Here is a 20160-nt window from a genome sequence, read left to right as displayed (position 1 = left end):
TGACTTTGGTCGGAAATCTTCTTTTCCAACTGCTTGTATTGCTTCAGCCGGGAATGGGCTCGGTCATCCTTGCCGACCGTCTGCTTCAACTCCAGTAGCACCGGCAGGACGTCCCAGGGATAGGCCACCATCATCGTCGGGAAGCGAAAGCGAATCTCCTCGATGTTGATGGAATTGTCGTCGATGAATAGCACGTTCTCCGGCCGCAGATTGGCTTGCTCGACGATGCTGGCGATCGACCCGCCCTTGGCGTCCCACGAAATATGCGGGAAGATGAAATAGTCCCAGATTCCGGCGGCGGTAAGAACCTGCCTGACGGGCTCGAAGTCGTTCTTGGAGGAGATCGACGATAGAATGCCGCGATCGGCCAAGGTTTTCACGATTTCGATGTTGCGGTCGACGAGCGTGACGCTGCCTTCGGATAAGGTTCCGTTCCAGAACGTGTCGTCCATATCCCAAACGACGAGCTTGATTGGCGCGGTCGCGGTAAAACTAGGAGCCATATTCAACTTTCGGCAATCAATATCTTCAACGACACGTCAGCAGCCGACATTGGTCCGAAATCCCGGCTGACGACAAACACGGATGGCAAGACACGTCCACCGGTTTTCACTGACCTCTCGTCCCAAACAACGCTACATTCCACAGCCATGGCTGCTTATGGCGCTTTGCGGCCATGGCCAATTGGCTGCTGCTGGCCCAAAGCGCAGAGAACCAGAAGCCTTGCAGCTTGAGATGGAAGGTGTGTAAACCTCACTGTGCCAATCCGCGTATCAACGTGTCGATCATGTTGACGATAAACGCTTCGTCGATGGGCTGTCTTGTCATTAACAGGCGGAAGTACAGCGCTCACCTGGCTGAATCGAATCCTTTGTTCGTTGGCTTTAGAGAGGCGCACAGCGACGATGCACCCTGTAGCTACTGCAAGGTCAAGCGATATTGACGGTCGCGAATTCGTGTCTTTGTTCAGGGGCCGGTCGGCGCTATGCAGAGCCCATGTCACCACGGGTAGTTTTTGATAGCGTTTTGCGGCGAGGCCTGTACGCATTGCTCGGTCTTCTGACCGGCTATGTACTGACGCGGCTCGGGTTTTATGCCTTATGCCATTACGGGGGACATAACGTTCAGGAAGAACTGTTCAGCGGGTGGGCGACCATGATTTATACGGTCGGTTTCGGCGTCGTCGGACTTACACTCGGAAGAAGCGATCGCTCCTCCGAAAAATCGCTTTCGACCGTCGCCCGGTCCAAAGAAACCGCTTGAGCCTGTAGCTGCTAGAGGGCTTAGCCTCCGTGAGTGAATAGAACCGAGCCTGGAGACCCATGATGACGGAGGATACCCGTTCCGCTCATTGGGAACGCGTCTATGCGACCAAGGACGAGCAGGAAATGAGCTGGTTCGAAGAGGTTCCGCGCGAATCTCTCGACCTGATATCCAAGGCGCATCCCAACCGAGAAACTAGAATAATCGATGTGGGAGGCGGAGCATCGCGCCTTGTCGATATGCTCGTGGAGCGCGGCCAAGCCCACGTAACAGTACTCGATCTGTCGGCTGCGGCCGTTGAGGTCGCGAAATCTCGGTTGCCAACAGCTTCCAACGTGGAATGGATCGTTGCCGATGTGACGAAGTGGCAACCGGATCGTTGTTACCATCTCTGGCACGACCGGGCCGCGTTTCACTTTCTGACGAGCAAAGAAGACCAATCGGCTTACGCGGCGGTCATGCATCGTGCGCTGGCCGAAAACGGACTTGCAGTCATCGGTACCTTTTCACCCTCGGGGCCGGACAAATGCAGCGGCTTGCCAGTCGCCCGCCACGACGGCGAGAGCCTGCAACGGATTTTCGGCCCGAGGTTCCGTCTGATTTCCAGCGAAACCTATCGCCACACGACGCCGTGGAGTTCCACCCAGGATTTCCAGTTCAGCACCTTCATCAAGATTGACCGAAGCCGAATTACACGTCTGAGCAATGCCGGACCCTGCGCTGGAACAAGCGGCTCCCATATGGTCTCGCGACGCGGGCCATACAGGTTCGGCGTTCGTGGCAATTGTCCCTACAGAACGGCGGCCGCGGCGCGGGGCTCGGCGGCCGCTCGGGTACCTATAATTGCTAGGAATTCGGGGGAGGAGTGACCGGACGCAGGTGCCCAGAGCCGCTCGTGGATAACCAGGCGATTGGGCTAATATCACGTGGACTGTCGGGGCGACTATCATGAACAGGGATTGGACCGAAGACCTCGTCGTAACTCTACCCAACGGCGACATGTGCAGGGTCACGTGTGGCCGAGAAGCCGTGGAGATGCTTGTCAGGCATTGGCCGACCGACGGGGGCGTCTTGCGGGGGCAAGCGATCCATTCGTTCTATCTGTTGCGTTCGGGCCAAAGCGATGAAGGCTTCATGCGCACGGCGTTTGCCGACGCCTGCACTGAGGCAGGATTGCCCGTCGCAGGCATTTGAGGACGAGCGGACGCCCGCAGTTGTTCACTCGAAATCCAATCATCTTCCTCAGTCGCCAGCGCCTTGCTGAAAGGCGGCATCCCATTAGCCTTCAAATCTTCTTGGCAGTGACGAACGGGAGAAATCCGCTCTGCGGCCGCGTCCCATCTCGAGCGAGAAGCCGACGCCTTCAAGCGTGGTCTTGATCTTATCTCGCCTACAGTTGGAATTGGTCGGCGGCGAAATTGCCATCACGAGATGTCATGCACTAACTCGGTCCGCGGCGATCCGACGTGGCGGGGAACATCACTGATCTCACTCTCGTTCGCGTTAACTCCACGGGCAAGCCGGCGGCCTTGCATTGTGGAAAGCGTCCTCCAGCCGATGGACGCCAAAGCCTTGCCTCCTCAGTATCATCTCGGCCTCGAAGGAGAGCACGCAATATGGACCACGGCAGTATCCGACGATCTCGAACCACGTTGCATCCAACACCTGTCGAGCTCTGTCCGCGACTGTGGCGGCCGTCGCTGATGCACCTCCATCACTTCGGATCGCGTCATCCAGGTAGCCGAGCAGAGGGATAAGGGAGTATCAGGTCGATGGGTGACAGGGCGCAGAGGCTGCAAGGCGCGGCTAGAGCGCGACGCTACGGGTTACCGTCGGTTCCCCCGTATCCACGCCATCGATCGCTTTCAAAGCCGGCACGACGAAGTCGGTAAAGGCACGCACGGCCGGACGCATGAACCGGATTGATGGGTAGGCAAGGAACACGTCGGCAGATTTGACTTCATAATCTGGAAGTACGCGGATCAGCTCGCCGCGCGCAAGTTCTTCGGATACCAGCAGATGCTGAACGGGGCCGGCGACACGTCCCCCCAGCAAGGTATTGGCAATGACCTGCGCGTTGTTGGTGCGAAGGACGGGCCGCACTGGAACTTCCAGCGTTTCTCCATCGCGCACAAGAATCAATGTATCCCGCGGCGACAAGACCGCAGCCGTGGTAATGACGTCGATCCTCGACAGGTCCTCCATGTCGTCAATTGGTCCGGACCGACTGAGGAACGATGGCGAAGCAACGAGAATACGACGTATCTGCCCGAGCCGACGAACGATCAAATCCTGTCCTTCCGGACGGCCGTATTTTAGGGCCAAGTCGTAGTTTTCGTAGACGAGGTCGACGCTGCGATCCTCAAGCACAAGATCGACCGTCACCGTCGGAAACTTCTTCTGAAACGCCATCACGATGGGATGGAGATGTTTGGCACCTATGCATGAAGGCGCATGCACTCTCAACAAACCTTCAATTTCGCCCATGTCACGACGGACACCTTCGAGCGCGGATTCGATTGTCAACAATGCTGAGCGGCTTGCCTCGTAGAGAGCCTGCCCGGACGGAGTGGGCCTGACAAGGCGGCTCGATCGCTCGAGTAAACGCGCGCCGACATGTGCTTCGAGGTTGCGAAGATGCTTCGTCACCGCAGGCTGCGAGACGCCGAGATCGCGAGCTGCTCCTGAAACCGATCCGCGTTCCACCGTTCGGACGAACGCGCGCAAGGCTGCTGCAATATCCATCTTAGGTCTCCTTTACGCAAACCTTATCACCCCGAGCCGCAGGCGTGCATAACCATCAGATATGTATCCTATCACCCATAACTATCTATCCTGCACGTGCAATTATGACTATCTCGCCGCCAACAGCGTGCCTTACTTGTATGGAGAAAGAATGATCAGTCGTGTACCCATTTGTTGGCCAGTCCTTTCGTGGCTGCTTGTGTCACGCAGCAACCAAAAAAGACACGCCGCCTGTTGTCGATCGACGATCTCCCAAATGTACTGGACGCTGACCAGCGAGCCTTTCCCGTTGGCTGCGGTCGATTTGAACGGAGTCAAACCACAATTCTTGCGCAAGGAAATCGAATACCCCACGACGGAACATGCTGACACCATCGTGGTATATCCGAACGCCCTCTACGGCCATCTGGTCACGGAAAACGGTCGGGCGATGCGGTGCGGCGTGGGGGTCGGCAAACAGGAGGGCTTCAACTTCCGCGGCGAGATTGGCATCCTGCGGCAGGCCGAACGGCCGCACTGACCCCAACACACGATATGATCAAGCGGGACCCGAGCGCACACCAAATATGCGGGCGGTCTCGAGGGCGGAACCATGGTCCTGCCGGGCCGCATCCGCTTCCTCAACCAAGACATCATCGATGAACAAGGTGGTCGTGCGGCCTGCCACCTCTCCTACGGCGTCCCCTCCGTAGCAAGCAACCATCTGAAACCAAAAAGTGGAGTATCCAATATGAGCAGTAGTGCATCGATCGACATTGTCCACACTTTCTGGTCCGAGGTCTGGCAGTCTCCGCAGAACCTCGACGCAATCGACCATTTAGTCGCCGAAGACTTCGAGATCGTCTCGGGCGGCGTCGCAATCCGGTCTCGCGACCAGTTCAAGCAGTGGATCAAGGATTTCCAATCCAAGATCACGGACCTCGAATTCGAGATCATCGAGACATTCCAGAACCACGACGGAACGCGTGTTGCATCGCGCTGGCGCGTTACCGGCAAAAACAACGGCATCATGGGGACCGAAGCGAACCAGGTTCCCATCGAGATGCTCGGTACCGCAGTCTGGTCCGTTCTTGACGATGGCCGCTTGCACCGCAACTGGGTCGAGAGAAACGCATGGGAAGTCTATCGCGAGCTGACCAAGGTGTCGGCATAACCCATGTCGTCGTCAGCGAACCCAATCCCAGGCGATCCTCGACGGATTCGACGAGCAGAAATCTTGAAGTGATGTCGCCAGCTTTCGACTTTTGTATTGCTGTTGCGTCGGCAAGAAGATCGGAGTTCCAGATGAACAGAATGGAGGCACTTACGGCGAAGAGAGGGCAGACCCGGCACGAGCGGGCGTCAGAAGCCGTCGCGCGTTCTGCATGTCGCAGACAGGGATGGAATGAGATAACTGTTATAGGCTCTTTGGCGAAAGGCGATTTCCGTTCTCATTCGGACGTCGATCTGCTCGTCCGCGGCCCGATCGAACTCAAGCTTCGTCGTTTGATTGAGAGATTGGTGGCAGGCAACATGCGCTCCTCGGGATTCCTTACGATCAGATTTTCGAGGACGATCTCACCGGAGATAGCCTCCAGGAGTTGATACATGACATTGTTTAGTCTGCCTGTGTCAGCGAAGCTTTCCCCAAGGATCACTCGCGCAGCGCGCCAGCTGTCTCAGATGGCTGCGTCCTCATAGCTTAGTCTTAGTTGTAGATATAACCCACCCTATCTTCAGATGGCGGCGGGGGATTAGCGCGGGCATCGCTGATTTCATCTAGGAGCTGTCGCGCTGCCCGAAGGTCCGATGTTTCAAAGCCTTCCGTGCACTTTAGAAAAGTCTCGGCCAATAAGTCGTTTGCGACATTCTGACGACGCTGCGCGAGCCAATGACGAGCCAGCACGGTCGCAGATCGCAGTTCCAACGCAAGCGCGCCCTGCGACCGTGCCAGGTTGATGGATCGCCACAACGCCTCTTCCGCGGCAACTCGATCTGAGTTCGGTTGCGCTAGCCAAATTTCTGCGCGAGCACGCAAAAGCTCGGGAAGTTCGAACGTCTCCACGTTCCGGTCGGTCTGCGCGATCAACGTATCGATCGTCGCGGCCGCCTGTTGAAAGTGACCGCATCTCACCAACGCAGCGGAAAGGGTACAAGCAAATTCCGCGGTCGCCACGTTATAGCGCTCCGCATGAAGGCTTTTGAGCGCATCTCGCAACAGCGCTATTCCGACCTCAGGCTCTCCTCGCGCGACGGCAAGTTCTCCCTCCAATGCGATCCCGAGTGTACAGTACGGCTTTAATCCGTGTCGCTCGGCATTTACATGGATTTCTGCGATGCAACGTTCCGCGGTTTCAAAATCGCCCCCCGATATGAAGATAGTGGTTGTGAACGCTAGGGTGACACAGTGATTTAAGGGGTCACCCCTATTCCCTGCCTCCTCGATCGCCTGCCTAGCCGTTGCGGCCGCACGATCGGGAAAACCCCGGAGCCAAAGCACTCGGGCTAGCACAATAAGCGCACGCACACGATGATCGTAGCCGAAAAAGTCGGATAGGGTCGAAGGCGGCGAAACAGCATATTTGAAACCATGTTCACAATAGCGTTGTGCAATCACCAGGTTCCCGAGCAGGTAGTGGGAAGTACCAAGCATCCATTCTGTGATAATTCGCGCGTCAATGTCGTCGATATTGCCGGCGACCGCAGCGCTGCGCTCGGCAACTCCAAGAGCGCCAAGGAAATCACTTTTAATGGTAAGATGAAGGTGGAGTCCGGCAAGCAGTTGCAACTGATGTTGGCCATCGTTCAGGGACTCGGCAAGCATGAGGCCGCGTTCGATCGCCGTTCGGACTTCCTCTCCGTTTCCTTGAGTGAGCATTACCGAGATTGCCAACCCTTCTTGCAAGGTCAGCTCTTTGAACGTGCCTCGATCCGCATCGTCCAGTTCCGCCAACCCGCGCTCGCACCAATGCTGGCAGTCACCCAGCAGGAACAGACCACGAAAAATTGGCGTTGCAAGAGCGGCAAGTTCGGTTCGGATTGATTTGCCTGAGGGATTGGCAAAACTCCATCCCAGGGCGGCGCGGATGTTCGCCACCTGAGAGGCTAAGCGTGACACATCGCGGTGACTGAATTCGAGCATATTGGTTTTTGCTGATTTGATGAGGTCGCACAAGTAAAGTGCGTGCCGGCGGGAAACTGCATCCTGCTCGCCGCTTTCAGCCAGCTTCTCTGAAGCGTATGCTCTGGTAGTGTTGAGGAACCGGAAGCGGCTCGCTTCGTCTTCGTCGACTCCCGTTGTCGCGATCATGGATTTATCCACAAGGCTTCCGACGGCAAGGCCTACATCGAGCGAACTCCACGGAAAGCCATCCGAGATAGCGTGAGCCGCCTCAAGCGTAAACTCTCCGACGAGGACTGACAGGCTGCAAAGGACATGCTGATCACGGGCACACAGCAGGTTGTAGCTCCATTCCAGCATCGCTGAAAGTGTCTGATGGCGCGGTAATGCACTCCGACGACCGTGCCAATGCAAATCCAAACGCTTGTTGAGGAGGTCGGCGGTACCCCGAATTCCATACGTTCCTACCCGGCCGGCGACCAATTCGATCGCCAGCGGGACCCCATCAAGCCGCCGGCAAATTCGCGCAACGACCGCAGCGTCAGCATCGGTCAGCTCGGCACGATATCCACCGGCAACGGCCCGGTCCATGAACAGCTCCACGGCCGGGCAAGTCAGGGCAGTTGCGACAGTAAGGAAAGGGTTGTTTGGCGGGTACTCAAGTGGCGTCAGAAAATGGACGTTCTCGCCCTCGGCTCGCAGTGCTTCCCGGCTAGTCGCAAGTATGTGCACGCCCTTCGCCTTACTCAAGAGGCGCTCAGTCAGCTTTGCCACTTCCTCGATGATATGTTCGCAGTTGTCGAAGACGAGGACGATGCGACTCTGAGCGAGGAACGCGAGGAGCCCGTCCACAGGGTCTTGTGACATGGGGCGATACCCAACTGCAGAAGCAATGGTACTAGTCAGCAGTGCCGTTTCGGCGAGCGAAGCGAGATCGACGAAAAAAACCGCGCCCCCGAAGTTATTGGCCACAGCGTGGGCGATCGCGACAGCAATCGTAGTCTTGCCTAATCCGCCCGGTCCAACGACGCTGACGAAGCGGCGGGAGACGAGCAATTCTGAAAGGTCGGCGACAGTCTGCTCGCGGCCGATTATTCGTGGCAACGGGGTCGGCAACCTCTGTGCCGGAAGCGATATCGTTCCAGCGGCGGTACCAGACTGTTGAACTTCTTGGCCCCGCCGCACAGTTGCGACAAAGCAGTATCCCCGGCCCTGTACAGTGCTGATATACCGGACTCCGTCCCGCCCATCACCAAGGAGCTTCCGTAAATTCGCGATGTGTACTCGGAGATTTACATCCTCCACCACCATATTCGGCCAGGCGCGCTGCATTAGGTCACGTTTGGATACAACCTGTCCCGCACGGTCAAGAAGCGTCGTGAGGATATCAAGTTGCCGTCCGCCCAACGCCATCTCTTCGCCCTCTCGGTAAAGGAGCCTCCGGGTTGCGGCCAGGCGAAACATACCAAAGTATGCAATGTCCAACGTCGCAGAGTTGTCATTATCGGCCATCGAAGCTAGGCCTTCGCGGTTGTCGTCAACGGCAAAATTTACAACATCGCATGAATTGACGTACCCCTCTTTCGAGGGGGAACCCTTTGAGTCTTGAGATTTACTGGTCGCACAAGAGCGCCAACGCTTCGCCAACATCCTTAAACTGTCATAAACACAAATTCACAACCGCCGTAGTCGACCGTGACTAGAATGGCCGTCCTTACCTCAAAAGGGAGTAACGACCATGGAAAAGTTTAAGATGCGTATCGGCGGCGTGGATCGTGACGCCATTGACGGTGGCACTTACGAAAGCCTCGACCCCTTTAAGGGGGAGAATTGGGCAACATTTCCGCGGGCAAATTCCAATGACGTCGATCTTGCGGTTCAAGCCGCTCATCGTGCGTTTCACTCCGGGTTGTGGAAGATAATGACCGCAACCCAACGTGGTCTACTCTTGCACCAAGTCGGTGATGTCTTAGCCGCAAATGCCGAACGCCTAGCTGATCTGGAAGTCAAGAACAACGGAAAGATCAAGGCGGAGATGCTCAAGCAGATGCAATACCTTCCGCACTGGTTCTATTACAATGCAGGCCTTGCCGACAAGATCGAGGGCCATGTGACCCCGTTCGACAAGCCCGGCGTCTTCCACTACACGACCTATGAGCCGCTGGGCGTGGTCGCTGCGATCGCGCCTTGGAATTCCCCGCTGCTGTTGGCGGTTTGGAAAATCGCGCCGGCACTTGCGGCGGGCAACACAATCGTAATGAAGCCCTCCGAGTTTTCCTCTGCATCGACGATACTCTTTGCGCAACTCTGTGAGGAGGCGGGCCTCCCGGGAGGCGTAGTTAATGTTGTAACCGGGTTCGGCAAAGAAGTCGGCGAGCCCCTGGTTACGCATCCAATGGTGGCGAGAGTCGCCTTCACGGGCAGTGAGGGTGGCGGTCGGAGCGTCTATGAAAATGCCGCCAAGAGCTTCAAGCGTGTCTCTCTAGAACTCGGCGGCAAGTCGGCCAACATTGTCTTTGAGGACGCCGACCTGGAAAACGCGGTAAAGGGTGCAGTAACCGGCATTTTTTCGGCGGCAGGGCAGAGTTGCATGGCCGGCTCTCGCCTGCTGGTTCATTCGAGCATTCACGACGAGTTCGTTGACCGTCTTGTCGCGTTTATGAGCGACGCCAGACTGGGAGATCCACTCGATCCGAGGACTGACATTGGACCCGTATCGAACCAGCCTCAGCTGGAAAAGACACTCTCTTATATTGAGATAGCTAAACAAGAAGGTGCCGTCTGCGCCATGGGAGGCGGACGTTCAACGCGGCCTGGCCTAGAAAAGGGACTGTTCGTAGAGCCGACGGTTTTTATCGGCGTCAACAACCAGATGCGTACGCGCGGGAAGAAGTATTTGGTCCGGTTCTGGCCGTGATACCTTTCGATACAGACGAGGACGCCGTCTCGATCGCCAATGACAGCGACTATGGCTTGGCGGCCGGCGTGTGGACACAGAGTTTAAACCGCGCCTTGACAATCCCGAAACAACTCGAGGCAGGGAGCGTCTGGGTCAACACCTATCGTCTTGTGAGCTATATGGCTCCGTTTGGTGGCGTGAAGTCATCGGGGATTGGCCGCGAGAATGGTAGTCGGGCGATTTACGAGTATCTCGAAGCCAAGAGTGTCTTTATCAATCGGATGCCGAAAACCGAGAGCCCATTTATCTTCGGCTAGCCTACATCCGGCACGCGAAAAGCGTTCTGATGGTCGAGCCCCGGCTCGCGCGACACGGCCATGATGTGGTCGTTCGCAAGAGAGCGAGCCAGACGCTTCGCCTCCTCGCGGCGCTGACAATTGCGAGGAGATTGTGCGCAGGGGTGATCACACCGACGACGACATTCGGGCCGTCATGAACCGCTACTGGCTGGAAACTGTAAAGCAAACAAGGGCGGCAGATGCCAGCGATCGATGGTGCAAATTGCGCGTAACCTAAGGCGGTAAGGGGTGGAGGGACCTCAGGGGAGCGGATGCCGGCTAATCGGCGGACCAACTCCGAGGTTGCTAGTGGGAGAAGGAAGTGCTGTCACTCGATTGTAGGTAGTGAGACTAACCCAAATCTCGCTAAATGGTAGAATCCGCTGGTGTCTTCCCTGAGCAGATGGTAATTTCAAGTAACGTCGAACGACTGCTGTTGAAAACCTCTTCAATGGAAGTTCAGGTCATGCGGGCCTCGGAACCCACGATATCGGGACTGCTCGAATTCGATGATACAGTCACCGCGGTTCTCGACGCCATCCCGCAGCCTATCATCATCAAGGACGAACTTTCCCGGTTTCGCTTCCTGAACCAGTCGGCGTGCCTCCTCCTTGGTAAATCGCGCGCGGAGTTGAGCGGCGGCACCGATCACGACATCCTGCCCATGGCAGACGCCGACCGCATCCGAAACATGGACCGACATGTGTTCGCGACCGGAGAGGATGTCAGTTTCGAGGAGGAGATTACCTTCCCGGATGGAACGACCAGCACCTTCGTGACGCAGAAACATCGGATCGAAGTCGATCGCACAGGATCGCACAAAGACAAGCTCGTCGTCGTGACGACAAGAAATGTGACGGCGCGCCGCAAAGCAGAGGCGAAACTCCGTGCAAGTGAGGAACACTACCGATCCCTCGTTGAACTCAATCCGCAGGTGCCGTGGACGGCCGATCCTTTTGGCAGTGTACTGGAAGCAGGTCCTCGCTGGAAGGTAATCACGGGTTTTGACCCGGCCGAAGCGCTCGGGAACGGATGGGCGAAAGCGATCCATCCGGCCGATCTCCCTGCCACCCAGCGCCTTTGGTCAAAGTCCATCGCAACAGGTGACCCATTGGACGTAGAATACCGCCTGGCGACAACGATGGGCGGCTACCGTTGGTTTCGCAGCCGGGCAGCCGCCCGAAAAACGCAGGACGGCAGGGTTATCCGATGGTACGGGACAGTCGAGGACGTCGACGAAGTCCACACCTCGCTGGAGGCACTAAAGGAAAGCGAGGCACGCTTCAGGTCGATCGCTGACGATGCGCCGGTTATGATCTGGGTCGCGGATGAACATGGCGACGCCACCTATCATAGCCGACTTTGGCACGAGACTACCGGTAAGACCACGGATCAAGCGTCCGGCAGTGGCTGGGCGGGGGCGGTGCATCCTCACGACCGAAGCGTAGTGATAGAAACGACATCTCGGGTTTTTCGCCGTCAAGAGGACGTCAGATTGGAGTATCGCCTCCGCCGTGCCGACGGCGACTGGGCCTGGGTTATCGACGTCGGCCGCCCACGCTTTGCCCCGGACGGAAAATTCCTTGGCTACGTGGGCATCGCGCTCGACATAACGGAACGTCGGAAGACTGAACTTGCAAGGGAAGAAGCGGACGCGTTGGTGCGGAGCGTCTTCGACAGCACGCCGGATTGCATGCGGCTCCTCGATCCTGAAGGTCAACCACTCCTGATAAACGAGGCAGGAAGGCGTCTTTTTGCCGGGGAGGGAAGCGGCGAGAACGGCCCGAGACTAGAAACTGCGTCCCTTTCCAGGGCAAAGGCGGACGAGGAATACGCCCAAGTGCAACAGGGCAAGACGACTCGCGGTGAGTCGTCCATATGCGACGCAGGTGGCACGGTGCGGCACATGGACATCATCACAGCACCGGTGATCGCCTCCTCAGGCAACGATATACGCATGCTGGAAATCTGGCGGGACGTGACCGAGGCGCGGGTGGCGAGAGACGAAGCGATAGCCGCGCGGCTTGAGGCCGAACACTCGAGTGACCGCCTTTCCCGCGTACTCGAAAGCACCATGGACAGCGTGCTGGTCGTCAACCCGCATTGGGAGATCACCTACTTCAACACCAGGGCAAGGGACCTCCTGGAGTTGGACGAGCGCGCGGAGGGGAGTAGCCTGTGGAGTCTGTTTCCAGTCGATGAAAATTCCTTGTTTGGCGTGTCCTACAGACGCGTGATGACGGAGCGCGTCGGCACCACATTCGAGGAATATCTCCCCGCCCGTGGGATCTGGTTCGAGATACACGCAGCGCCGACTTCGGAAGGCATGTCTATATTCTTTCGGGACATCACGGCGCGCCGAAATCTCGAACGCGAGCGGTTGCACGCCCAGCGGCAACTACACCACATGGCGCGGCACGATGCGGTCACCGGACTGCCGAACCTCCAGCTCTTCTGGGAAACGTTCGGAGACCTGATGAACGAGCAGCCAGGGAGCAGAACGGCAATACTCAGCCTTGACCTCGATGGCTTCAAGGCGGTGAACGACACCCAAGGTCATTCAGCGGGTGACCTGTTGCTCCGCAGTGCCGCCGCGCGCCTCCGCGGCTGTGTCGAGAAGCAAGATGTTGTAGCGCGGTCCGGCGCTGACGAGTTTGCTGTCGTGCGGACGGGCATTAGCAATGACGACGATATCAACACGCTCGCGCAGGAAGTTCTCGAAACGCTAGGCGAGCCCTACGATCTGCAGGGGAACCAGATCGACCTGGGGGTGAGTGTAGGAATAGCCTTCGCGCCCGAGGATGGCCAGACGGCAGATCAGGTTCTCAAGGCTGCCGACATTGCCCGAAACCGCGCCAAGGCGCATGGCCGTGGTACCTGTATGAAATTTGCTCCCGCCATGGACGCCGACATCCAGGCAAGTCAACGGATCAAAGGCTCGCTTCGGCGTGCGCTCGACAACGACGAAATGGAACTTTTCTACCAGCCGCTGGTCAATCTTCACACCGGGAAGGTCACTGCATGCGAGACACTCGTGCGGGGACCCACCCGGAAATGGGGCCCGTGTCGCCCGCGCAGTTCATCCCGGTGGCCGAGGAGACGGGACTGATCGTGCCGCTTGGAGAGTGGATACTGCGGCAGGCCTGTGCAGAGGCGACGAAGTGGCCGTCGCACGTCAGCGTGGCGGTCAATTTCTCTCCCCTGCAGTTCCGAAATCGCCAACTCGCATCGGTCGTTCGGGATGCGATAGAGGGAACAGGGCTGGAGGCATCTCGGCTACAATTCGAAATCACCGAGTCGATCTTTCTTCACGAAAGCGACGTCAACCTCCAAATCCTCCAGGAGGTCCGTAGACTGGGAGCGAAGGTAGCGATGGACGACTTCGGGACAGGCTACTCGTCCCTCGGATACCTGCGGGCCTTCCCATTCGACAAGATCAAGGTTGATCGGTCCTTCATCACCGATCTGCCAGCGGGACGGGAATCGTTGGCAATCATCCGGGCGGTGGCTGGAATAGGCAAGAGCTTGGGAATGACGACAACGGTCGAGGGCGTGGAGGCCCAGAATCAGCTCGACGTCGTAATCGCGGAAGGCTTCGACGAGGCACAAGGGTACCTATTCTCCCGACCGCTTCCTGCTCGGCAGGTCATGCAGGCGGTTCAGGCCATTCAGACAAAATGGTCGTTGTTCTCGGTGCCGGTCGGAATATGGTAGCTGGCGACGCGACCTGAAAGTCGAGAGGGTCTCCGCGAGAGACCTCCAATGCGGCCCACGGCTGAGATCAGTTCCCCAGGGCTGCACCACGCTCCAGCTTCGCTCCCTCTCAATGAGTAAGAAGAGCACGATTTTTTTCAAGGAAATCAGCCCCATGCAGAAACGTTCAAAGGTACGTGGCGGCGACTACTGCATAGTTCAGACGTATGTGGCGGCATGTTCAAACGATTACGGCGGCCATGGTGCTAAGTGCTTGATTTCGGGCGGGCGTGAGTTCAGACGCTTGTGGCGGACCACACTATCAAAGCCCATCTGTCTCAAATCATTCGCTGACGGACAGAGCATCTGGCGTGATTGGAGGGAGACCTCGTGCCACATCCAGCGACCGTATTCGGCGGCGTCAGCTTCCGTGTGACTGTTCCGGCTTCTTCCCATCAGGGATCATCAGTGGAAAATTCCGGTTCCAAATGGCCTAATTTGGCGGGGGTCCGTCAGGGGCACGTCAATTGGTTGCTGGGTATGGCTGGGGCTCGTTTTCAGGTATCCCGTAGGGCCAAACTAACGCCGGAAAGGTGTTTCTCTCAGGGAAGAGCAAATCAATTCGGCCTGGCAGCGGTAATGCCAATTGCTTGAAGCTAAACTGCCTATTTATGTCCAAAGCCAGCGTTCCTAAAGGTATCATTTGCTCAATTACTGTTCCATCCGGCTGGATTGCTGAAGCATTTATGTAAGCAGGTATCTGAGCTTGCTCCTTGTGCCAATCAGCCTCGGTTAATGACCCATCCCTGTCAAACTTACCCTCGAGTGCTATAGCGATTGCCTTACCCGGCTCAAGTACGTGCGCTGTTTTCGGCTCGACCTCGATAGTTTTCGCTCCACCGTCTACGGTAAGAATTAATCCCACTCCCAAGATAGTCTCAGTTCTGTTGCCAACATTTGAAATTACAATCGGAAAACGATAGTCACCTTCATCATACACTCTATAATTTGCGACAGTCAGTTTTACTGCCCTCACTTCGTTGAAAAAATTGAAGAAGAGAGTCGCAGCTGAAAAGACTAGCGCCATAGTCGCTGTCACGGCGCTATAATTGAAACGATTCCACAGTTTCTCTAGCATGTTCCCCCAAACGAGCTAATCAGGCGATGTCGCGGCCTCAACTTCGCACTTCCATCTATGCGAATGCGCTGTAGCTTAGCACGCTTGCGCCCTGGGCACTGCTTTCTCATCGCCGCGCTACTCCTTAAATACCGCGCCCGTGATCTTGACCGCAAGGCAGACCGTGACTGTTCCCCTGGCTCGATGCTCCTCTGGTCGCATGGACAGTTCCCATGACAGTCCCGGCCGTTGTCCCTTGCACCTTCCGCCCCGACGCTTGGTTTCCGGTGGAGAGGGGAAGCTGGTCCGCTCTGGCGAGGCCATATGGTCAGAGCAGTCGGCCGCGCCGCCACGGGTCGCCAAATTCCCGCAACCGCGTTACAGTTTCCACAAAGGAGGAGAGAGCCGATTAAGAAAGGCAGCTCAGCATTTTGAAAGGATACTCGAGGGGCCTTGTCTCGCAGCGCGAGGCCGTCCGCCAGTTGAAGCTACGCGATACCTCCGATCTACTGGTGGCGCTCGGGGACGCAGGCCTTTCGATGCCAATGCCGACCGAGGAAGAGCTCAGGGAGCAGGCCGCGACGTTCGCCAGCCTCTGGCGGCTGCTAAGGTGAGTGTTGTTCAGATGAGAAACCCCGTAGAACGGGTTTTTCTTTTCTTTGTGGAAGCTATGGAATGGGAAGTAGCCTGGTTGTCGATCCAGTGGCCGCATTTGGGAACTATTCCGGCATGAGGAACCAAAAGCCATATTTGCTCAAGGAGATCGACGACATCCTCACGGAGCAGTTAAAGCGTGACGAGGATATTGTGCGGCAAAACCGCGCGGCGCTAGATGCGATGGTCGAGGCTCTTCTCGAGAGCGGCAGCCTCTCCGGGGATGACGTAGGCTCGATCGTCAAGGGCTCGACGCCCGCTAGGCGTAACCGCGCCACTCGCGCACTATGAGCGGGCTTTCGATCCGATGCCACTTCTGATCCCTTGAATCAGGCTCTTGCGATCAAGCCCGAGTTCCTCGGCTATAAGGCCTTTCTTGAGAGAAATCATGGTCTCGACGAACTCGGAGTAAGACTGACCTAAATGGTCCGCTGCCTGCACCCCAAGTATCCGCTCGGCGGTAAGATGGGAAAAAAACGGAGAACGCTTGGGCAGCTCGTCATAAAGGGCCTTCAAATGCTCTAGGTGCTTCTTAATGTCCATTTCTTGGCGGGTGGAGTGGCCCGTCTCGATGCGATCGTTGATAATCTTCTGCAGCTCATCGTACGATGCTTCGATGGTTAATCCATCTCTACGATAGTAAATTGCAGTGTCTTTTAAGTCGGTTGTGCCTTTAATTGCTGTGTAAGGTACGTATTCCGGTCTGTAATCAATGATTAGCGTTTGGAATTTCTTGCCTTTTATCTTCTCGTATTCGGCGCTTTCGTACGAAAAATCCCACGTTGTAATTTGATCCATCAGCGAGGAGGGTAGAAGTTTCCGGAGCTTGTTCTGTATGTCTGCCTTGTCCTGGAATTGGTCCAGACCTACCGGCTCGAGTGTCTTGTCGTCATTCTCCGCGACACCGAAAACCAGACAGGAGGGGCCCCTGTTCGCGAAGCCCAACACCTTTTTGGCAAGCTCGTGTGTAGGAAGCCACTCGCGCTTGAAATCAACATAGCGTCCCTCACCAAGGTTGTCGGTCAGAAGACGACGAAAACTCTCCCGAGAAGGCTCTTCCAGAAAGCGGGCGAACGTGTCCTTTGCTCCACGCTCTGCTGGAGGCTTTTTGTTTTTTACAGTCATTTCGATAACCACATTCAGAGAGGCCGGCTGCGCTAGGCAGTTGTGATCGCACATCAAAATTGATCGTGCAATATGGTGTCCGCGATGTCGCCGCAGCAATCATGTGCTTGAGAAACCGGTCTTCGCCGCGCTGGTGGGACCCAGCAGTCCGCCCGCTTTCGCGGGTCGGACCCTCACCTCGAGCACTCCGTTGAGGAGGGCTGGGATTTGCCTCTGAATCGAGTAGATAGGGCGAGTTAACAGAAGAAATTGGAAGAGTCTATGACGTCGCTGGCAGCTGCCATCTCAATTGATAGTCGTGGGCCGTGCGCCCTGTACATTGTTTCCGACAGCCGCATTACCTGGCGAGGGTTGGGAGGTCATTGGGATGTCGGACAAAAGACATTTGCTTCCCGTACGACACCGCACATTTTTGGTTTCTGCGGAAACGCCGCGTTTCCTCCGGCAGCTCTACGACAAGTGATCGAACTTCTTGACATGGGTGTGTTGGACGATTGCGAAAGCAGCGAAGTTGCCCACGCACGGTTCATTGACATATTCAATAGCAACCTTTCCGCGGCCACCAACAAGTTTTTCGATGGATTTTCGATCCTGCACGGCACCCGCGAGGGTGCTGGTATGAAGTGCAAGTTTCGTCTTTGGAAAACAGACTACTTTCACAGCACCGACAAACTGTACGACCAAGAGGTTCAAATCGAGCAGCTTCGGTCCTGCTTCATACGAATAGACGGCTCAGGGCGCAGCATTGTCCAGGACAGGTTCGAAATGTGGAACCTCTCAGAGTTCGCCGGTACCACGCGTGCAGCCATGTGGTCATTTTGTGAAGCGCTCTCATCGGGGAAAGACAATGCTAGCGGTGGCGCGCCGCAGCTCGTCGGTTTGAAGCGAGTAGGTCCGTCTGAACGGCTTGGAATGATTTGGGCGGGGAAGAGATACGTCTCGGGGATGGAAGTCCTAGAGTCGGACAACGTTGACCGGCTCAACTGGTTCAACGAAGCGTTCGAACGTTGTAGTGGAAAGACAGGTACCAGGCTCGAAAAAGCCAGTATCCATAGCAAGGGTCGAAATAGTTCGAGCATCTAAATGGCGCGCCCCGTCATTTGGGTTTATCAAAATGATCACAAAAGGACGTCTTCCGGCCGAAGAACAACTTGGCCATTCGCCCCCCTACTAGGCAGGTGGCGCTCTGCAAGGCCAAGATCGGCGGTTATCGAATAAGTTCTTCGAAATGTTCACGCGTCGTTCTAAGATCGGGTGTGGCGAAAACTGTCACGCAGAATCAGCTCATGGGAGAAATCGGCGAAACCGCCGCTAAGCTCCGTTTCCTGCGCCGGAGGAGGTCGCAGCGCTCGTCCTGTCGCCGGAGTTTCTCAGTGTCGTCACTTTCGGCTAGGCTCTGTTATGAGCGAAACCAGGGCATCATGTGCGCGGAAGGTTTCGCACTCAATCGCATCACCGTTTGTCCGTGGCGTCGTACGGTGATGGCGACAACCAAACGAAATTCGCTATCGAACTGCAAAGCGAGGCGCGTGGTAGGTTTCGCCATGTTGCAGGCGGGCCGCGACCCACGCGATTCATTTCCGAACTAGGGAAAGCCCTGGAAGCGAGCGATCCTCGTCTTTCAGACGCCAAGCAGGACACGCTCGCATTCGATATAGCATTTCTCGGACCACCGACCACCCGGTCCCCTGGAGGCGGTTTCGGCGGCGGTCCCGGGGACTGGTACACCACCAAGATTTTCCTCGGAAAAGACCAGGCCGAAGTCTACTTCAATTTCAATCTCGTGTCCGGCGAGGCGGAGTTCAGCATCAAGGACGAGAGCTATGGCGACGCTGTCCTCTCCGAATTGTCCAAAGTGATCTGGTAGGGTTGGCTCCAGGGCGTTTCCTTCACCCGCATCTATCGAACACGCAACATTTTTGGCGTCCGGACCGAGCGGCCCACACTCCATGCTCCGATTGCGGCCGGCGATAAATCATCGGAGAATCTTTTCATGGAGGAAAACCCATGTCGGCAGCCAGCAGGCACGATACTCGCTCGAGCGACAGCGACAGGTGGACGGTTGTGATTTAGTCACATCGAGCGTGAAATACGGACGTCTTTTCGATAAGTCCTCCGTATTTCATTTGCATCCAGATTACTTCCCCGTCGAGTGGTCGGAACTGAAAGACTTCAGTAGTCCCGCCTGCCATGCGGTCTGGATAAACCACTAATATGACCAGCGCGGCGGACGTTTCTTTCAACGCCACCACAGTAGCGCCGTCATCCCGACGCGCTGAATAGGTGTGCCATGTCGCGTCGTAATATTGAATGTCGTACTCAGTTCCTTTTTTTATCGCCTCGAACCTGCCGCCGGCAATACCGTCTCTGATCCACCCGCCCTTGCCAGCTTGAACCGACCCACCTTCTACGACATACGCACGACCTTCGGACGCACCACACGATGCGACAGTCTGCGCATGGGATGACGTCGCCCACAGCAACAAGAGCGCCACACCGGTTGCTCTACCAAATGCTTGCATCATTGCACCTCTCTGGCGTCGCTGACACCGAGATGATAGTGCTCGCCGACTCCCGCTATGTCGATGTTGAATATTTTATCGCGTGTCTTGCTGCCCATGCGCGCGATGGACGCGATAAGCCGTCCCGGCATCCGAGGCTTACGGTTCAATGGAATGCGACGATCTTGTCCTATCTCCGTATCGGTGGGTACACCGCGTCTTTTCGCTGATGAAGCGCTGGATGATGTGCGTTTACCATGGCTTCGGACGGAAAAAGGGGTGAAAGTCCGCAACGGCGATAAGGCGGCAATTGCATTTCTGCTTGAACTCATAGCGCGCCTTCAGCAAATTGCGACGGTACGATGCTCGCTGTGCGAGAGCATGCGCGCTGGTTGGACAAAGTTTAGGGATGGCCCCCAGGAGCAAACAATATGGGAAGTGCAACGCCTTCTAATGACGACTTTGATCGCGCGAAAGAGCGATGGGAGGCCGAACGGGCTACGCGGCCTATTCCCGAAAGTGTCCGCTACGATGCCAGATCGGGTAAGGTCATCATTGAGTTCACAAACGGTTCGATCTTCACGGTACCCGCTCGAGCTTTGCAAGGATTGGATCGGAGTGCCGGCGCGTGGCATGCAATTCCAGGCGTTCGAAATGGAGCGGCTTGTGAGGGAAGGCAAAGAGTCCAATCTCATGTCGCCTGACGAAACCGTGTCTATCATGGG

At 56.5% G+C, this 20160-nt stretch carries 18 protein-coding genes and 1 pseudogene; 12 read left to right on the top strand and 7 right to left on the bottom strand.

Annotation, left to right across the window (positions count from 1 at the left end; all coding sequences use genetic code 11):
* Positions 1-503, bottom strand: a 503-nt coding sequence (locus EV286_RS31615) for an HAD-IIIC family phosphatase (protein ID WP_132961187.1), incomplete at its 3' end; no start/stop codon positions are given.
* An 822-nt stretch (positions 504-1325) separates the two neighbouring features.
* Between EV286_RS31615 and EV286_RS31610 the strand changes: the two genes are divergently transcribed.
* A complete protein-coding gene (locus tag EV286_RS31610) occupies positions 1326-2132 on the top strand; it encodes a class I SAM-dependent methyltransferase (RefSeq protein WP_132961188.1) in 807 nt (268 codons plus the stop codon).
* Positions 2133-2704: 572 nt separating this feature from the next.
* Here EV286_RS31610 and EV286_RS32705 read toward each other — a convergent pair.
* A pseudogene (locus EV286_RS32705) lies at positions 2705-2907 on the bottom strand (hypothetical protein); the annotation flags it as partial.
* 162 nt (positions 2908-3069) lie between these two features.
* Positions 3070-4008 carry a LysR family transcriptional regulator gene (locus EV286_RS31595; protein ID WP_132961185.1) on the bottom strand — a complete coding sequence of 313 codons (939 nt, stop codon included), beginning with the start codon at positions 4006-4008 and terminating at the stop codon, positions 3070-3072.
* Positions 4009-4264: 256 nt separating this feature from the next.
* On the opposite strand from EV286_RS31595, the gene EV286_RS31590 reads away from it, so the two are divergent.
* From EV286_RS31590 to EV286_RS32925, 3 genes are all read left to right on the top strand, one after another.
* Positions 4265-4528 (top strand): hypothetical protein, encoded by a 264-nt coding sequence (locus tag EV286_RS31590; RefSeq protein WP_132961184.1) that lies wholly within the window; start codon positions 4265-4267, stop codon positions 4526-4528.
* 210 nt (positions 4529-4738) lie between these two features.
* Positions 4739-5161 carry an ester cyclase gene (locus EV286_RS31585; protein WP_132961183.1) on the top strand — a complete coding sequence of 141 codons (423 nt, stop codon included), beginning with the start codon at positions 4739-4741 and terminating at the stop codon, positions 5159-5161.
* On the top strand, positions 5122-5592 hold the full coding sequence (locus tag EV286_RS32925; protein ID WP_348633599.1) for a nucleotidyltransferase domain-containing protein: 471 nt from the start codon (positions 5122-5124) through the stop codon (positions 5590-5592). The genes EV286_RS31585 and EV286_RS32925 overlap by 40 nt, the downstream gene beginning before the upstream one ends.
* A 103-nt stretch (positions 5593-5695) precedes the next feature.
* On the opposite strand, the gene EV286_RS31575 is transcribed toward EV286_RS32925, so the two are convergent.
* Positions 5696-8620, bottom strand: coding sequence for a winged helix-turn-helix domain-containing protein (locus EV286_RS31575; RefSeq protein WP_165933018.1), 2925 nt, complete (start codon positions 8618-8620; stop codon positions 5696-5698).
* Positions 8621-8846: 226 nt separating this feature from the next.
* Here EV286_RS31575 and EV286_RS31570 point away from each other — a divergent pair, with 226 nt between their 5' ends.
* The 4 genes from EV286_RS31570 (at position 8847) to EV286_RS32700 (ending at position 14059) form a co-directional block, all read left to right on the top strand.
* Positions 8847-10025 carry an aldehyde dehydrogenase family protein gene (locus tag EV286_RS31570; RefSeq protein ID WP_348633598.1) on the top strand — a complete coding sequence of 393 codons (1179 nt, stop codon included), beginning with the start codon at positions 8847-8849 and terminating at the stop codon, positions 10023-10025.
* Positions 10022-10324 (top strand): aldehyde dehydrogenase family protein, encoded by a 303-nt coding sequence (locus EV286_RS32920; protein ID WP_348633597.1) that lies wholly within the window; start codon positions 10022-10024, stop codon positions 10322-10324. The genes EV286_RS31570 and EV286_RS32920 overlap by 4 nt, the downstream gene beginning before the upstream one ends.
* A gap of 472 nt (positions 10325-10796) precedes the next feature.
* Positions 10797-13454 carry a PAS domain S-box protein gene (locus EV286_RS31565; RefSeq protein WP_245500905.1) on the top strand — a complete coding sequence of 886 codons (2658 nt, stop codon included), beginning with the start codon at positions 10797-10799 and terminating at the stop codon, positions 13452-13454.
* Complete coding sequence (locus EV286_RS32700) at positions 13409-14059, top strand: EAL domain-containing protein (RefSeq protein ID WP_245500904.1); 651 nt, start codon at positions 13409-13411, stop codon at positions 14057-14059. The genes EV286_RS31565 and EV286_RS32700 overlap by 46 nt, the downstream gene beginning before the upstream one ends.
* Positions 14060-14561: 502 nt before the next feature.
* Here EV286_RS32700 and EV286_RS31560 read toward each other — a convergent pair.
* On the bottom strand, positions 14562-15176 hold the full coding sequence (locus EV286_RS31560; protein ID WP_132961181.1) for a hypothetical protein: 615 nt from the start codon (positions 15174-15176) through the stop codon (positions 14562-14564).
* Between the two features lie 410 nt (positions 15177-15586).
* On the opposite strand from EV286_RS31560, the gene EV286_RS31555 reads away from it, so the two are divergent.
* Positions 15587-15769 carry a hypothetical protein gene (locus EV286_RS31555; protein ID WP_132961180.1) on the top strand — a complete coding sequence of 61 codons (183 nt, stop codon included), beginning with the start codon at positions 15587-15589 and terminating at the stop codon, positions 15767-15769.
* 61 nt (positions 15770-15830) lie between these two features.
* A complete protein-coding gene (locus tag EV286_RS31550; RefSeq protein ID WP_132961179.1) occupies positions 15831-16100 on the top strand; it encodes a hypothetical protein in 270 nt (89 codons plus the stop codon).
* On the opposite strand, the gene EV286_RS31545 is transcribed toward EV286_RS31550, so the two are convergent.
* A complete protein-coding gene (locus EV286_RS31545; protein ID WP_165933017.1) occupies positions 16095-16934 on the bottom strand; it encodes an RNA-binding domain-containing protein in 840 nt (279 codons plus the stop codon). The genes EV286_RS31550 and EV286_RS31545 overlap by 6 nt on opposite strands.
* 261 nt (positions 16935-17195) lie before the next feature.
* Here EV286_RS31545 and EV286_RS31540 point away from each other — a divergent pair, with 261 nt between their 5' ends.
* Positions 17196-18017, top strand: coding sequence for a hypothetical protein (locus EV286_RS31540; protein WP_132961177.1), 822 nt, complete (start codon positions 17196-17198; stop codon positions 18015-18017).
* Positions 18018-18393: 376 nt separating this feature from the next.
* Complete coding sequence (locus tag EV286_RS31535) at positions 18394-18801, top strand: hypothetical protein (protein ID WP_245500903.1); 408 nt, start codon at positions 18394-18396, stop codon at positions 18799-18801.
* A 202-nt stretch (positions 18802-19003) separates the two neighbouring features.
* Here EV286_RS31535 and EV286_RS31530 read toward each other — a convergent pair whose 3' ends face one another.
* Complete coding sequence (locus EV286_RS31530) at positions 19004-19459, bottom strand: hypothetical protein (RefSeq protein ID WP_132961176.1); 456 nt, start codon at positions 19457-19459, stop codon at positions 19004-19006.
* Positions 19460-20160 lie beyond the last annotated feature (701 nt).

The organism is Rhizobium sp. BK251 (assembly GCF_004345245.1).
Lineage (GTDB): Bacteria > Pseudomonadota > Alphaproteobacteria > Rhizobiales > Rhizobiaceae > Rhizobium.
Note: the sequence above shows the minus strand (reverse complement) of the source record. Positions and strands in the feature narration are given on the sequence as shown.

Coding starts and splice junctions, on each gene's coding strand:
- EV286_RS31610 (WP_132961188.1), top strand. CDS start 1,326: ATGACGGAGGATACCCGTTCCGCTCATTGGGAACGCGTCTATGCGACC.
- EV286_RS31595 (WP_132961185.1), bottom strand. CDS start 4,008: ATGGATATTGCAGCAGCCTTGCGCGCGTTCGTCCGAACGGTGGAACGC.
- EV286_RS31590 (WP_132961184.1), top strand. CDS start 4,265: ATGTACTGGACGCTGACCAGCGAGCCTTTCCCGTTGGCTGCGGTCGAT.
- EV286_RS31585 (WP_132961183.1), top strand. CDS start 4,739: ATGAGCAGTAGTGCATCGATCGACATTGTCCACACTTTCTGGTCCGAG.
- EV286_RS32925 (WP_348633599.1), top strand. CDS start 5,122: ATGGGAAGTCTATCGCGAGCTGACCAAGGTGTCGGCATAACCCATGTC.
- EV286_RS31575 (WP_165933018.1), bottom strand. CDS start 8,620: ATGGCCGATAATGACAACTCTGCGACGTTGGACATTGCATACTTTGGT.
- EV286_RS31570 (WP_348633598.1), top strand. CDS start 8,847: ATGGAAAAGTTTAAGATGCGTATCGGCGGCGTGGATCGTGACGCCATT.
- EV286_RS31565 (WP_245500905.1), top strand. CDS start 10,797: ATGGAAGTTCAGGTCATGCGGGCCTCGGAACCCACGATATCGGGACTG.
- EV286_RS31560 (WP_132961181.1), bottom strand. CDS start 15,176: ATGCTAGAGAAACTGTGGAATCGTTTCAATTATAGCGCCGTGACAGCG.
- EV286_RS31550 (WP_132961179.1), top strand. CDS start 15,831: ATGGGAAGTAGCCTGGTTGTCGATCCAGTGGCCGCATTTGGGAACTAT.
- EV286_RS31545 (WP_165933017.1), bottom strand. CDS start 16,934: ATGACTGTAAAAAACAAAAAGCCTCCAGCAGAGCGTGGAGCAAAGGAC.
- EV286_RS31540 (WP_132961177.1), top strand. CDS start 17,196: ATGACGTCGCTGGCAGCTGCCATCTCAATTGATAGTCGTGGGCCGTGC.
- EV286_RS31530 (WP_132961176.1), bottom strand. CDS start 19,459: ATGATGCAAGCATTTGGTAGAGCAACCGGTGTGGCGCTCTTGTTGCTG.